The organism is Paraburkholderia sp. BR10923 (assembly GCF_040948765.1).
Classification (GTDB): Bacteria; Pseudomonadota; Gammaproteobacteria; order Burkholderiales; family Burkholderiaceae; genus Paraburkholderia; species Paraburkholderia youngii.
Genome location: NZ_JBFPKO010000017.1, coordinates 163,208 through 175,427, shown reverse-complemented (window position 1 = coordinate 175,427; position 12,220 = coordinate 163,208). Strand labels below are relative to the sequence as shown.

Genomic DNA, 12,220 nt, shown 5'->3' with positions numbered 1-12,220 from the left:
GATCAAAGGCCTGCCCGCGCACGAGTTGCTCAAGCGCGGTCTCGCGATGGTGCCGGAAGGTCGCGGCATCTTCGCGCGTATGTCGATCGTCGAGAACATGCAGATGGGCGCGTATCTGCGCAACGATGCCGACGGTATCAAGTCGGACGTCGAGCGCATGTTCGGCTTCTTCCCGCGTCTGAAGGAGCGCGCCTCGCAATACGCGGGCACGCTGTCGGGCGGTGAGCAGCAGATGCTCGCGATGGCGCGTGCGATCATCTCGCGGCCCAAGCTGCTGCTGCTCGATGAACCGTCGATGGGTCTGTCGCCGATCATGGTCGAGAAGATCTTCGAAGTGGTGCGCTCGATTTCCGCTGAAGGTATGACGGTGCTGCTCGTCGAGCAGAACGCGCGTCTCGCGCTGCAGGCGGCCAATCGTGGCTACGTGATGGACTCCGGTCTGATTACGATGTCGGGCGACGCGAAACAGATGCTCGACGATCCGAAGGTTCGGGCCGCTTACCTGGGTGAATGAGTGGGTGAACGAGTCGGTGAATAAGTAGCTGATGAGTTGGACGTGTGCCGCTTTCTCGCACACCTCCTTCTTGCAACGCGCCGCACGATGCAACATCGTGCGGCGCGTTTTTTCTTGCTGACCCGTGCATGAATTATGGGAGTTTCCCGATAACCGCACTGATTTCGTCTTTGGTGAACGCACGCAGTGTTTGCGAGCGGACATTGCCGGCCGAGCCGAGCGCGAAGCCGAAGGCGAGGAAGCTCTGCTCGTCTGCCGCTTCGACGACCGAGACAATGTCGTATTCCCCCAAGGTCCAGTAGATCTGCTTCATCTCGCAGCCAAAAGTTTTCGCCATCTCCGCCGTCTGCCCGGCTCGCTGCGCTGTGTTCTTGATCGCGCGGATCCCCTGATCCGTGAATTGCAGGAGCACCACATAAGTCGCCATGAAGATTCCCCTTAGGATTCAAACGCGTTGGGACTCAGATGCATGAGCCGCCGCGGGGAGCGTCGCGAACCGCCGCGAACGTCTCATCCAGCCCGGCGTCGTCTCTTGCGTAAACGATTCTAGGCAATCCGTCTGCCCACCATCTGCTATTTGTCCGAATCCGCCGATATGTGCGCCGCACATGAGAGAACCATGAAAAAGGCCGCATGCGCCAACCAGCGCATGCGGCCTTCTTTAATCAGGTGTACGACGCGAATCAACCCGCCGGGGCTGCGTCCGCGTATTGGCCGAGCCGCTTGCCGAGGCTGATCACCGCATCGGCGCGATAGCCGAGCGCATCGTAGAACGCGTGCACTTCAGCTGAGGCCGACGACAATACCTGCAAGTTCAGCTTCGGACAACCAAGCTTCGTCAGCTCGCTCTCGACGTGCGCGACGAGCCGCGCGCCGATGCCATGACGTCGCAGCGATGCGTCGACCGCAAGCGAATACAGCCAGCCGCGGTGTCCGTCATAGCCGCCCATCACGGTGCCGACGATGCGGCCATCGAGCTCCGCGACGAAGAACAGCTCCGGTTGCGTCGCGAGCTTGTTCGCGATCGACAGACGCGGATTGCGCTGCGGTCGCGTCACGTCGCGATATTCGGGAAAGACCTGCTGCCATAGCGCGATCACCGCTTCGGTATCGCTCGCGTCGAAGCGGCGGATCGACAGCGTCGTGTTCGTCGTCATCGGTGCGCTCCGTGGCTGATTACAGCGAGTCGAGAACCGAGCGCAGCATCGCCAGCATCTGGTCGATCTCTTCGGTCGTCACGTTCAGCGCCGGCATGAAACGCAGCAGGTTCGGACGCGCGGCGTTCAGCAGCACGCCGTCGGGCTGCATTTCGCGCGCCTTCTCGACAATCTGGTTGCCGATGTCCTTGCCGAGCAGCAGCGCGCGCAGCAGACCCTCGCCGCGCTCGCCCTTGAAGCCGCGTTCCTCGGACAGCTCGAGCAGCTTCGTGCGCAGATATTCGCCGCGCGAGCGCACGCCTTCGAGGAAGCCCGGCGCCGTCAGCTGCGAGATCACCGAGTAGCCGACCGCCGTCATCAGCGGATTGCCGTTGTAGGTGCCACCCTGGTCGCCCGCTTCGAACACGGCGATTTCCGCCTTCGACAGCAGCGCCGCGAGCGGCACGCCGCCGCCGATGCCCTTGCCGAGCGTCATGATGTCCGGCTCGATGCCCGACAGCTGATACGCGAACAGCGTGCCGGCGCGACCGCAGCCGCTTTGCACTTCATCGACGATCAGCAGAATGTTGTGCTTCTTCGTCAGTTCGCGCAGTTGCTGCATGAATTCGCGGGTTGCGGGAATCACGCCGCCTTCGCCCTGGATCGGCTCGAGCATCACCGCGACGGTTTTCGCGTTGATCAGCTTTTCCACCGATGCGATGTCGTTCAGGTCCGCCTTCGGGAAGCCCGGCACCTGCGGTGCGTAGATCGTGTCCCAGCCCGGCTTGCCGCTGGCCGACATCGTCGCGAGCGTGCGGCCGTGGAAGCTGTGGTCGAACGTGATGATCTCGAACGCGCCGTCCTTGAACTTCCTGCCCCACTTGCGCGCGAGCTTGATCGCGCCTTCGTTCGCCTCCGCGCCGCTGTTCGCGAAGAACACCTTGTCGAAGCAGCTGTGCTGCGTGAGCAGACCCGCGAGCTTCGCCATCGGCTCGTTGTAGAACGCCGGCGACGGGTTGATCAGCAGCTTCGCCTGGCTGTTCAGCGCTTCGATCATGCCGTCGTTGCAGTGGCCGAGGCTGTTGACTGCCCAGCCCTGAATGAAATCCAGGTAGCGCTTGCCGTCGTTGTCGTAAATCCACGAGCCTTTGCCGTGCGTGAAAACGATTTCGGGTCGGTTCGTGATGTACATCAGCGAATCGATTGGATACTCATTGAAATTCATGTCGGCAGGCTCCAGGCAAAGGGTAAGAGCAGGGTGAAGAAACGGTGACGGTTTGGCCAATAAAAACGGCGGCCGGAAAAACAGAAAAGCCACGGCATGCCGTGGCTTTCATGATTCGAACAGCTTGCGCCCAGGTATGTGTGTGGCGCGAGTCCGTGACGAAGCCAGCGGCGTCCCTAGGGGAGCGGCGAGCGGCGACGTCGGAGTTCGGACTGGATGCGGTTCATGCGCGAAAGAATACGATAAGAAAAGCACCGGTGTAAACCATGAATTTGCACTGGTGCTGCATCGGGGCGAAATTGCCGGCGTGCAATCAGACCGCGTTCGCGAGATCGGCCGCGCTCGTGAACGAGTCCGCGTAGAACTCGTCTTCCGGCAGTTGGTGATGCTGCGTGAAGTCGCGCAGCGCCGATTCGACCATCACCGGCGCGCCGCATGCGTACACCTGGTAGGCCGACAGATCGGGCAGATCCTCGATCACCGCGCGATGCACGAAGCCCGTACGGCCCGTCCATGCGTCGCCCGCGTCGGGCTCGGAGAGCACCGGCACGAACTTGAAGTGCGGAATCTCGCGCGCCCATTGTTCGGCGAGTTCGAGCAGATAGAGGTCTTTCTTGCGGCGCGCGCCCCAGTAGAGCGTCATGGGGCGCGTGATGTTCTTGAACACCGCATGCTCGACGATCGCCTTCAGAGGCGCGAAGCCGGTGCCCGATGCGAGCAGCACGATCGACTTGTCCGAATCTTCGCGCAGGAAGAACGTGCCGAGCGGCGCTTCGAAGCGCAGGATGTCGCGCTCCTTCATCGTGCTGAACACGTGATCGGTGAACGCACCGCCGGGCATATGGCGGATGTGCAGCTCGATCGGGCCTTCGACGTGCGGCGCATTCGCCATCGAATAGCTGCGGCGCTTGCCGTCCTTCAGGATGAACTCGAGGTACTGGCCGGCCAGATATTGCAGGCGCTCGTTCGCGGGCAGTTGCAGCTTAACGACGATCACGTCGTCGGCCTTGCGCTCGATCGCGTTCACGCGGCACGGCAGCTTCTTGACCTGCACGTCGCCGACGCCAGCCACTTCGCGGATGTCGACTTCGAGATCGGAGCACGCGGTTGCGCAGCACAGGAGCGCCATGCCGCGGGTCTTTTCGTCGTTCGACAGCGCCGACGACGAGTGCGCGCGCTGTTCGACCTCGCCGCTCACGACCGTGCCCTTGCACGAACCGCACGCGCCGTTCTTGCAGCCGTACGGCAGGCCGATGCCTTGACGCAGGGCTGCGGAGAGCACCGGTTCGTCCTGTTCTACCTGAAACTGCCGGCCGGTTTGCCGGAGCGTGACGTTAAATGCCATAAAGTGTTCGGAATCGAAAAAACGGAATCGAAATCGGACCCGCCGGATCAACCGCGCGGTACCTGTTGTGCGTGACCGCTACAATGCGCCCACCATGAAAGCGACACGAAATTTCCGCCGGCCGCGCGTGCTGATCGTAGGATGCGGCGACGTCGGCATGCGCTGCGTGCCTCTGTTGCGGCCGCGCGCGCATGTCTTCGCATTGACCAGCCACGCCGCGCGCTGCGACGAGTTGCGCGCCGCGGGCGTGACGCCGCTCGTCGGCGATCTCGACGCGCGCCGCAGCCTCAAACGGCTCGCGCGCCTCGCGCCGACGGTGCTGCATCTCGCGCCACCGCAGAAGTCCGGCGACGACGACCGGCGCACTCGCGCGCTGCTTGCGACGCTAGGTGCAGCGGGCCGCATGAACGCTAGCGCGGCGAGGCCGTCGGTCGCGCCGATCGCGCGGCTGCGCCGCGCGCGCGCTTCAGGTCTGAACGCTGAAACACCCGCTATTGTACCCGACGGGGTGTGCCAGACCGGCGCTTCGCGGGCACCGGTGCGCATCGTTTACGCAAGCACGACGGGCGTCTACGGCGATTGCGGCGGCGCGTGGATCGACGAAACGCGCGCGACGCGGCCCGCGAATGCGCGCGCCAAACGTCGCGTGTCGGCCGAGCGGCAGTTGCGGCGCGCGACCGCGCGCGGCAGCGTCGCCGCGAGCATCGCGCGGATTCCGGGCATCTATGCGGCCAACCGCCTGCCGCTCGCGCGGCTCGAAAAAGGCACGCCGGCGCTCGTCGATGCCGACGACGTCTACACGAATCACATCCACGCCGACGACCTCGCCGCCATTCTCGTGCGTCTCGCCACGCATGGCCGGCCCGGGCGCGCGCTGCACGCGTCCGACGATTCGTCGCTGAAGATGGGCGAGTATTTCGACGCGGTCGCCGATGCGTTCGGGCTCGCGCGAGCGCCGCGCATCACGCGCGAGCAGGCAGAGCAGCAGATCGATCCGATGCTGCTGTCGTTCATGCGCGAGTCGCGCCGCCTTGTGAACCGGCGACTGAAGGTGGAATTGGGAGTACGTCTGCGCTATCCGAGCGTCGACGATTTCTTGCGCGAAGCGAAGGGGAAGGGCAAGGGCGGCTAGGCCAGCCACGGAAACAAAAATGCCGCCTCGCGAGGCCACTTGGCCCCGCAGAAATAGCACCTGCGCCGCACCGCATCAATGCACCGCGCAAAGAGCCGCGCGGTCCAACCGGCATCAGGTCAGCGTTGGCAGCACTTCCAGCAACAGGAAGCACAGCATGCCGCCGATCAACGCGCCGATCAGGTTCGGGTGGTACTGGTGCCGCCGCCGCATGATGACCAGCAATCCACCGACCAGCAGCAGCGCGAAGCAGATAAACGCGATCATCGCGCGCGAAAACGCCATCGTGCCGTCGATATTCATGGCGCCCCTCCTTGAAACCTTTGTAGTCGTTTGTTTAGACGAGTATAGGGCGACATGTAAGCAACGGCATGCTGCAACGCAGCGGCCTATGTGCGGTGCACCGCAATGCGCGCGGGCTTTCTTCGGCGCATCAAGGGCTTAGGTGGTGCTCACCGCGCGCTAGTCGTTTACCCGGCCCGCAGCGCAGCGAGGCCCGCTTCTTCGAGCCATTGCCATGCGCCTGGCGCGAGCGTCGCGGGCAGCGCGAGGCCGCCGATCCGCTCGCGATGCAGCGCCTCGCAGCGGTTGCCCGAGGCCGCGATCATCCGCTTGACCTGGTGGTATTTGCCTTCGAGCACGGTGAGCGCGAGCGTGTGGGCGTCGCGCGCCTGTGCGTCGAGCGCGGCGCTCGGTTTGGTCTCGCCGTGCAGCAGTACGCCGTCGCGCAGCGCGGCGAGTTGCGCGTCGTCGAGCGGATGGCGCGTGGTCGCGACGTAGAGCTTCGGCACCTTGCGTTTCGGCGACGTGAACTGATGCACGAACTTGCCGTCGTCGGAGAGCAGCAGCAGGCCCGTGGTGTCCTGATCGAGGCGGCCGACGCACTGCACGCCGCGCTCCGAGAACTGCGGCGGCAGCAGGCTGAACACGCTCAGATGATGCTGCGGATCGCGCGAGCATTCGTAGCCGACCGGCTTGTTCAGCAGCAGATACGCGTGCTCGCGATACGGCCACTCGACGCCGTCGACGCTAAAGCGCAACGCGCCGCCGCTATCAACGGCGAAATCGGCGTCGGCATCGGTGCAGATGGCGCCGTCGATGCCGACGCGGCCGTCGCCGATCAGCGCGCGGCACTGGCGGCGCGAACCGAAACCTTGAGTAAAGAGGATGCTTTCGAGATTCATGGCGAGCGAAGAATAACACCGCAAGAACCGGAGCGCCCCGCAGGCCCCAAGCGCCGACGATGAATGCCTCACGTCACATCTCGGGAGTGCATCGATGTCCGCCACCACGTCTTCGTCGTCTTCGCCGTCCAACGCGCAACGGCTGCCCCGCGTCTTCCAGCGCCTCGCCTGGTCGAACCTGTGCGCGCAATCGGCCGAGCAGATCAGCCTCGCCGCCGCGCCGCTCGTCGCGGTGTTCGCGCTCGGCGCGAACGCGCGCGATACCGGTCTGCTGCAAACCGCGCAGACGCTGCCCTTCCTGTTGCTGTCGATGCCGCTCGGCGTCTGGGCCGACCGCCGCTCGCGCCGCGTGCTGATGACGCTCGCCGAGAGCGTGCGGGTCTGCGCGATGCTGTGCGTGCTGCTGCTGGTGCTCACACATGCGCTGAACCTGCCGCTGCTCGCCGCGCTCGGCTTCGTCGCGGCGACGGGCACGGTTGCCTACAACGTCGCGGCGCCTTCGCTGGTGCCGTCGATCGTGCCGCGCGAAGCCTATGCGAGCGCGAACGGCCGGCTCGAACTCGCGCGCAGCGTCGCGTACTCGGCGGGGCCGGCACTCGGCGGTGTGCTGGTCGGCTGGATCGGCGCGGGCTGGGCGTATGGCGCCGCGGCGGGATCGTCGGCGCTCGCGGTCGCGTTGCTGGCGGGATTGCGCGAGCCGCCGCGCGCGGCCGCGCCGCGGCGGCACTTCATGCTGGAGTTGCGCGACGGCACCCGCTTCGTGCTGCGAGATCCGCTGCTGCTGCCGATCCTGCTGACCGCCGTGTTCTTCAACCTCGGCTTCTTCATCCTGCAGGCGGTCTATGTGCCGTACGCGGTGCATCGGCTCGGGCTCGACGCGTCGGCGGTCGGCGTGACGCTCGGCGCGTACGGCGTCGGCATGGTGTGCGGTGCGCTCGCGGCGCCCGCGGTCGCGCGGCGTGTGGCGTTCGGCCGTCTGCTGATCATCGGGCCGTCGTGCGGGCTGCTCGCGTCGCTCGCGATGGTCGCGACGCTCGTCGCGCCATCCTTTTGGCTCGCTCTCGCGAGTTTCTTCCTGCTCGGCGTGGGACCGATTCTGTGGGTCGTCGCCTCGACCACGCTGCGACAGGCGATCACGCCCGAACGAATGATCGGCCGCGTGTCCGCGCTGATCAGCACGGCGACCTATGGCGCGCGGCCGGTGGGCGCGCTGCTGGGCGCTGCGCTCAGCGCGCGCTGGAGCATCGACGTGTGTCTGGTTGCGGCGGCGTTTGCGTTTCTCGTGCAGGCGTTGATCATCGTGATGTCGCCGGTGGCGCGGCTGACCGACATTCCCGAGCAGAGCGCGGCGGCGTGCTGAGCGCGGCGCCAAGCGCGCGCTGAAGCCTTCCAGGCGCCCCGATGAAAATTCATTTTCATCGGGGCGCAGCATATCGGGGATGCTGGATACCCTTGTCCGAAGGGCTTTGGTCGGTGAAAACCCTCAAAGTATGAAAATGAATTTTTTTCGGCGCGGGTTTCATGTAAATATGTTTTCATCGAATCCACCTAGCCCAACCGCGCCTGTCCGCTCGCATGATCCATCACCCGTCCGCTGTGTCGAACCCCGCCGAGCAGGCGATTGCCGCGCGCATCAGCGCCGCGATGCCGACGCTCACGCCGATCCATCAGCGCATGGGCGAGTACGTGCTCGCCAATCTGTTCCGCGCGGCGACGATGCGCATCGACGAACTCGCGAGCGTGGTCGGCGCGTCGGTGGCGAGCGCGAATCGTTTTGCGCGCGCGCTCGGCTTCGACGGTTATCCGCAGTTTCGCGAGGCGCTCGTGCGTGGCTTCGAGGCGACGCTCGCGCCGGTCGAGCGGTTGCGCAGCGCGCAGGAAACGCTCGCGGCCGGTGACGACCTGATCGACGCGTCGCTCGAGCAGGCCGCCGACAATCTGCACGCAACGCGTACCTCGATCGATCGCGCGACCGCCGATGCCGCCGTCGATGCGATCATCGCCGCGCGCCGCGTATTCGTGATCGGCTTCGGCGCCAGCGCGTTTCTCGCGAGCCTGATGGAGCACGGCCTGCTGCCGTATCACGAGAACGTGTATTCGCTTGCGCTGAGCGGCGGGCCGTCGCATGCGGCGCGGCACCTCGTGCGTTCCGGTGCAGGCGATCTCGTGATCGGCATCGCGTTTCCGCGCTATGTCGAAGACACGATCGAGCTTGCGCGCCGCGCGTCCGAACGCGGTGCGCGCGTGCTTGCGCTCACCGACGGTCCGCGCTCGCCGCTCGTGCGGTTCGCGGACCTGGCGCTGTATGTCCGCACCGACCGGCGTCTCGCGTCGAATGCCGATTCGGCCGTGCTCGCGGTCATCGAGGCGTTGTGCGACGCGGTCGCGTATCGCGCGCAACGCTCGGTCAAGGCGGCCGCCGAGGTCAGCGAGTTCGTGCTGCCGTGGCTGTTCGATCCGCAGTCCGGCGCGGCCGGCGCCGCGCCGGAACCGGCGCGCGCCGCGAGCAAAGCCGCGCGCGCAAAGGCCGACGACAGCCAGTCCAAGGGCATCGAAGCAACGGATACCGAAGCAAAAGCCATCCCGGCGGTCCGCACTCCCCGAACCAACCGCACTCCACAATCCAAACGATGAACTCCAACGCAGTCATTGCCATTCACGGCGGGGCAGGGACGATCCTGCGCACGTCGATGTCGGCCAGCGCCGAAACCGAATATCACGCGGCGCTCAACGCGGTGCTGAGCGCCGGCCAGCGCGTGCTCGCCGACGGCGGAAGCGCGCTCGACGCGGTCAGTGAAGCGGTGCGGCTGCTTGAAGACTGCGCGCTTTTCAACGCGGGTCACGGCGCGGTCTACACGGCGGCCGGCACGCACGAGCTCGACGCCGCGATCATGGACGGCCGCACGCTCGACGCGGGCGCGATCTGCTGCGTGAAGCGCGTGCGCAATCCGGTTCTCGCCGCGCGCCGCGTGCTCGAGCGCAGCGACCACGTGCTGTTCACCGGCGAAGGCGCGGAAGCGTTCGCGGCCGCGCAGGGGCTCGAGTTCGTCGATAACAGCTACTTCAATACCGACGCGCGCTATCGCCAATGGCAGCTCGCGCGCGAGCAGCAGCGTCCGATGCTCGATCACGACGCCGCGACGCTCGCGTCCGCGGCTTCGGGCAACGGCGACCCGATGCCGCACGAGCCGATCGATCCGAACCGCAAGTTCGGCACCGTCGGCGCGGTCGCGCTCGACCGTCACGGGCATCTCGCCGCCGCGACCTCGACGGGCGGCGTGACCAACAAGCAGGTGGGCCGTGTCGGCGACACGCCGCTGATCGGCGCCGGCTGCTACGCCGACGACGCGACCTGCGCGGTATCGACCACCGGCTCCGGCGAAATGTTCATGCGCATGGTCGCCGCCTACGACGTCGCCGCGCAGATGGCCTATCGCCAGGTGTCGCTCGAACAGGCCGCGCACGACGTCGTGATGAACCGCTTGCCGAAGATCGACGGACGCGGCGGACTCGTCGCCGTCGACGTGCATGGCAACGTCACGCTGCCGTTCAACACCGAAGGCATGTACCGCGGTTTCGCACGATTGGGCGAAGCGCCGGTGACGGCGATCTATCGCTGACCGCGTTCGAAATCAAAGCAAAGGAATCACCGTGCCGACTTCCTCGCATACCGCCAGCCCGCTCATCGAAACCCTGCCGCCGCAGCGCGTGCTCGCGGTCGAGGATCTGACGGTCGCGTTCCGCCGCGGCGACTCGACCTTCAACGCGGTCCGCAATCTGTCCTTTACGGTCGAGCGCGGCGAGACGCTCGCGATCGTCGGCGAATCGGGCTCCGGGAAGTCGGTCACGTCGCTGGCGCTGATGCGGCTGATCGAGCACGGCGGCGGGCGACTTGCCGGCGGCAGCATTGCGTTCCGGCGGCGCGACGGCAGTGTGCTCGATCTCGCGAAGACGTCTTCCGGCACGATGCGCACGGTGCGCGGCGCCGACATCGCGATGATCTTCCAGGAGCCGATGACCTCGCTCAATCCGGTCTTCACGGTCGGCGACCAGATCAGCGAGGCGATCGCGCTGCACCAGGGCAAGAGCCGCGAGGCCGCGCGCGCCGAAACCTTGCGTCTGCTCGAACTCGTGCGGATTCCGGAGGCGAGGCGCGTCGCCGCGCGCTACCCGCATCAGCTGTCGGGCGGCATGCGCCAGCGCGTGATGATCGCGATGGCATTGTCGTGCAAGCCCGCGCTCTTGATCGCCGACGAGCCGACCACCGCGCTCGACGTGACGATCCAGGCGCAAATCCTGCAACTGATCCGCGGCTTGCAGGACGAGATGAACATGGGCGTGATCTTCATCACGCACGACATGGGCGTGGTCGCCGAAGTGGCCGACCGGGTCCTCGTGATGTATCGCGGCGAGAAGGTGGAGGAAGGCGCATCGGACGCGCTGTTCGCCGCGCCGTCGCATCCGTACACGAAGGCGCTGCTCGCGGCGGTGCCTCGGCTCGGCTCGATGCACGGCACCGATCGGCCCGCGCGCTTCCCGATCCTGACCGTCGAGCAGGCCGGCGCGAACGGCGCCGATGCCGCGGTGCAGCCAGACGCCGCCGTCGCCGAAGAAGCGCAGCCGCCGGTGCGCGACGACACGCCGCCGATTCTGCGCGTGCGCGATCTGGTCACGCGCTTTCCGGTTCGCAGCGGCCTGTTCGGCCGCATGACGGGCCGCGTGCATGCGGTCGAAAAAGTCAGCTTCGATTTGCGGCCCGGCGAAACGCTCGCGCTGGTCGGCGAGTCGGGCTGCGGCAAGTCGACCACGGGCCGCTCGCTGCTGCGGCTCGTCGAAAGTCAGAGCGGCTCGATCGAATTCGCTGGCAAGGAAATCAGCTCGCTGAGCGGGCCCGCGTTGCAGGCGCTGCGCCGCGATATCCAGTTTATTTTCCAGGACCCGTTCGCGTCGTTGAATCCGCGCTTGACCATCGGCTTCTCGATCATGGAGCCGCTGCTCGTGCACGGCGTCGCGCAGGGTGCCGAAGCGCAGGCGCGCGTCGCGTGGCTGCTCGAGAAAGTCGGCTTGCCGGCCGAGGCCGCGCGTCGCTATCCGCATGAGTTTTCGGGCGGGCAGCGTCAGCGTATCGCGATTGCCCGCGCGCTCGCGTTGAATCCGAAAGTCGTGATCGCCGACGAATCGGTGTCCGCGCTCGACGTCTCGGTGCAGGCGCAGATCGTCAATCTGATGCTCGATCTGCAGCGCGAACTCGGCGTCGCATATCTGTTCATTTCGCACGACATGGCCGTGGTCGAGCGCGTCAGTCATCGCGTCGCGGTGATGTATCTCGGCCAGATCGTCGAGATCGGTCCGCGTCGCGCGGTGTTCGAGGCGCCGCAGCATCCGTACACGAAGAAGCTGATGAGCGCGGTGCCGGTCGCCGATCCCGCGCGCCGTCACGCGAAACGCCTGCTTGCCGCCGACGATATTCCGAGCCCGATCCGCGCGCTGCACGACGAGCCGGTGGTCGCGCCGCTCGTCGCGGTGGGACCGGATCACTTCGTCGCACAGCATCGCATCGGCGGCGCGTATTGAGGAAGCGCCGCATCGCGTTGAAGCAGAAAGAGCTGGAGCAAAACCGCAGCACCGGCAACCGCGGCACAAACCAACTGAAGCACGAGCCAACCATAAAGACCCCGTCACAC

12 protein-coding genes are annotated in these 12,220 nt (G+C 66.0%); 6 read left to right on the top strand and 6 right to left on the bottom strand.

What is annotated here, in order from left to right; translation table 11 throughout:
- Positions 1-514, top strand: a 514-nt coding sequence (locus AB3X94_RS27650) for an ABC transporter ATP-binding protein (RefSeq protein WP_368613248.1), incomplete at its 5' end; no start/stop codon positions are given.
- A gap of 133 nt (positions 515-647) precedes the next feature.
- On the opposite strand, the gene AB3X94_RS27645 is transcribed toward AB3X94_RS27650, so the two are convergent.
- From AB3X94_RS27645 to AB3X94_RS27630, 4 genes are all read right to left on the bottom strand, one after another.
- Positions 648-941 (bottom strand): GYD domain-containing protein, encoded by a 294-nt coding sequence (locus AB3X94_RS27645; RefSeq protein ID WP_176105256.1) that lies wholly within the window; start codon positions 939-941, stop codon positions 648-650.
- A 256-nt stretch (positions 942-1,197) separates the two neighbouring features.
- Positions 1,198-1,671, bottom strand: a complete 474-nt coding sequence (locus tag AB3X94_RS27640) for a GNAT family acetyltransferase (RefSeq protein ID WP_368613247.1) — start codon at positions 1,669-1,671, stop codon at positions 1,198-1,200.
- A 19-nt stretch (positions 1,672-1,690) separates the two neighbouring features.
- The gene (locus AB3X94_RS27635; protein ID WP_176105258.1) at positions 1,691-2,875 is read right to left on the bottom strand and encodes an acetylornithine transaminase; all 1,185 of its coding nucleotides are present in this window, start codon (positions 2,873-2,875) and stop codon (positions 1,691-1,693) included.
- Between the two features lie 313 nt (positions 2,876-3,188).
- Positions 3,189-4,220 carry a CDP-6-deoxy-delta-3,4-glucoseen reductase gene (locus tag AB3X94_RS27630; RefSeq protein ID WP_368613246.1) on the bottom strand — a complete coding sequence of 344 codons (1,032 nt, stop codon included), beginning with the start codon at positions 4,218-4,220 and terminating at the stop codon, positions 3,189-3,191.
- Between the two features lie 94 nt (positions 4,221-4,314).
- On the opposite strand from AB3X94_RS27630, the gene AB3X94_RS27625 reads away from it, so the two are divergent.
- Complete coding sequence (locus AB3X94_RS27625) at positions 4,315-5,352, top strand: NAD-dependent epimerase/dehydratase family protein (RefSeq protein WP_368613245.1); 1,038 nt, start codon at positions 4,315-4,317, stop codon at positions 5,350-5,352.
- Between the two features lie 114 nt (positions 5,353-5,466).
- Here the strand turns inward: AB3X94_RS27625 and AB3X94_RS27620 are convergent, their stop codons facing one another.
- A complete protein-coding gene (locus tag AB3X94_RS27620; RefSeq protein WP_176124444.1) occupies positions 5,467-5,655 on the bottom strand; it encodes a hypothetical protein in 189 nt (62 codons plus the stop codon).
- 167 nt (positions 5,656-5,822) lie between these two features.
- On the bottom strand, positions 5,823-6,536 hold the full coding sequence (locus AB3X94_RS27615; protein ID WP_368613244.1) for a pseudouridine synthase: 714 nt from the start codon (positions 6,534-6,536) through the stop codon (positions 5,823-5,825).
- 94 nt (positions 6,537-6,630) lie between these two features.
- On the opposite strand from AB3X94_RS27615, the gene AB3X94_RS27610 reads away from it, so the two are divergent.
- The 4 genes from AB3X94_RS27610 (at position 6,631) to AB3X94_RS27595 (ending at position 12,110) form a co-directional block, all read left to right on the top strand.
- Positions 6,631-7,896, top strand: a complete 1,266-nt coding sequence (locus tag AB3X94_RS27610; RefSeq protein WP_368613243.1) for an MFS transporter — start codon at positions 6,631-6,633, stop codon at positions 7,894-7,896.
- A gap of 215 nt (positions 7,897-8,111) precedes the next feature.
- Positions 8,112-9,170: a MurR/RpiR family transcriptional regulator gene (locus tag AB3X94_RS27605; RefSeq protein WP_368613242.1), complete on the top strand. Its 1,059-nt coding sequence runs from the start codon at positions 8,112-8,114 to the stop codon at positions 9,168-9,170.
- Positions 9,167-10,156 (top strand): isoaspartyl peptidase/L-asparaginase family protein, encoded by a 990-nt coding sequence (locus AB3X94_RS27600; protein ID WP_368613241.1) that lies wholly within the window; start codon positions 9,167-9,169, stop codon positions 10,154-10,156. The genes AB3X94_RS27605 and AB3X94_RS27600 overlap by 4 nt, the downstream gene beginning before the upstream one ends.
- Positions 10,157-10,187: 31 nt before the next feature.
- Entirely contained in the window at positions 10,188-12,110 is a 1,923-nt protein-coding gene (locus AB3X94_RS27595) for a dipeptide ABC transporter ATP-binding protein (RefSeq protein WP_368613240.1), read from the top strand.
- Positions 12,111-12,220 lie beyond the last annotated feature (110 nt).

Excerpts from the sequence above, each read along its gene's own strand:
- AB3X94_RS27645 (WP_176105256.1), bottom strand. The coding sequence starts at position 941 with ATGGCGACTTATGTGGTGCTCCTGCAATTCACGGATCAGGGGATCCGC.
- AB3X94_RS27640 (WP_368613247.1), bottom strand. The coding sequence starts at position 1,671 with ATGACGACGAACACGACGCTGTCGATCCGCCGCTTCGACGCGAGCGAT.
- AB3X94_RS27635 (WP_176105258.1), bottom strand. The coding sequence starts at position 2,875 with ATGAATTTCAATGAGTATCCAATCGATTCGCTGATGTACATCACGAAC.
- AB3X94_RS27630 (WP_368613246.1), bottom strand. The coding sequence starts at position 4,220 with ATGGCATTTAACGTCACGCTCCGGCAAACCGGCCGGCAGTTTCAGGTA.
- AB3X94_RS27625 (WP_368613245.1), top strand. The coding sequence starts at position 4,315 with ATGAAAGCGACACGAAATTTCCGCCGGCCGCGCGTGCTGATCGTAGGA.
- AB3X94_RS27620 (WP_176124444.1), bottom strand. The coding sequence starts at position 5,655 with ATGAATATCGACGGCACGATGGCGTTTTCGCGCGCGATGATCGCGTTT.
- AB3X94_RS27615 (WP_368613244.1), bottom strand. The coding sequence starts at position 6,536 with ATGAATCTCGAAAGCATCCTCTTTACTCAAGGTTTCGGTTCGCGCCGC.
- AB3X94_RS27610 (WP_368613243.1), top strand. The coding sequence starts at position 6,631 with ATGTCCGCCACCACGTCTTCGTCGTCTTCGCCGTCCAACGCGCAACGG.
- AB3X94_RS27605 (WP_368613242.1), top strand. The coding sequence starts at position 8,112 with ATGATCCATCACCCGTCCGCTGTGTCGAACCCCGCCGAGCAGGCGATT.
- AB3X94_RS27600 (WP_368613241.1), top strand. The coding sequence starts at position 9,167 with ATGAACTCCAACGCAGTCATTGCCATTCACGGCGGGGCAGGGACGATC.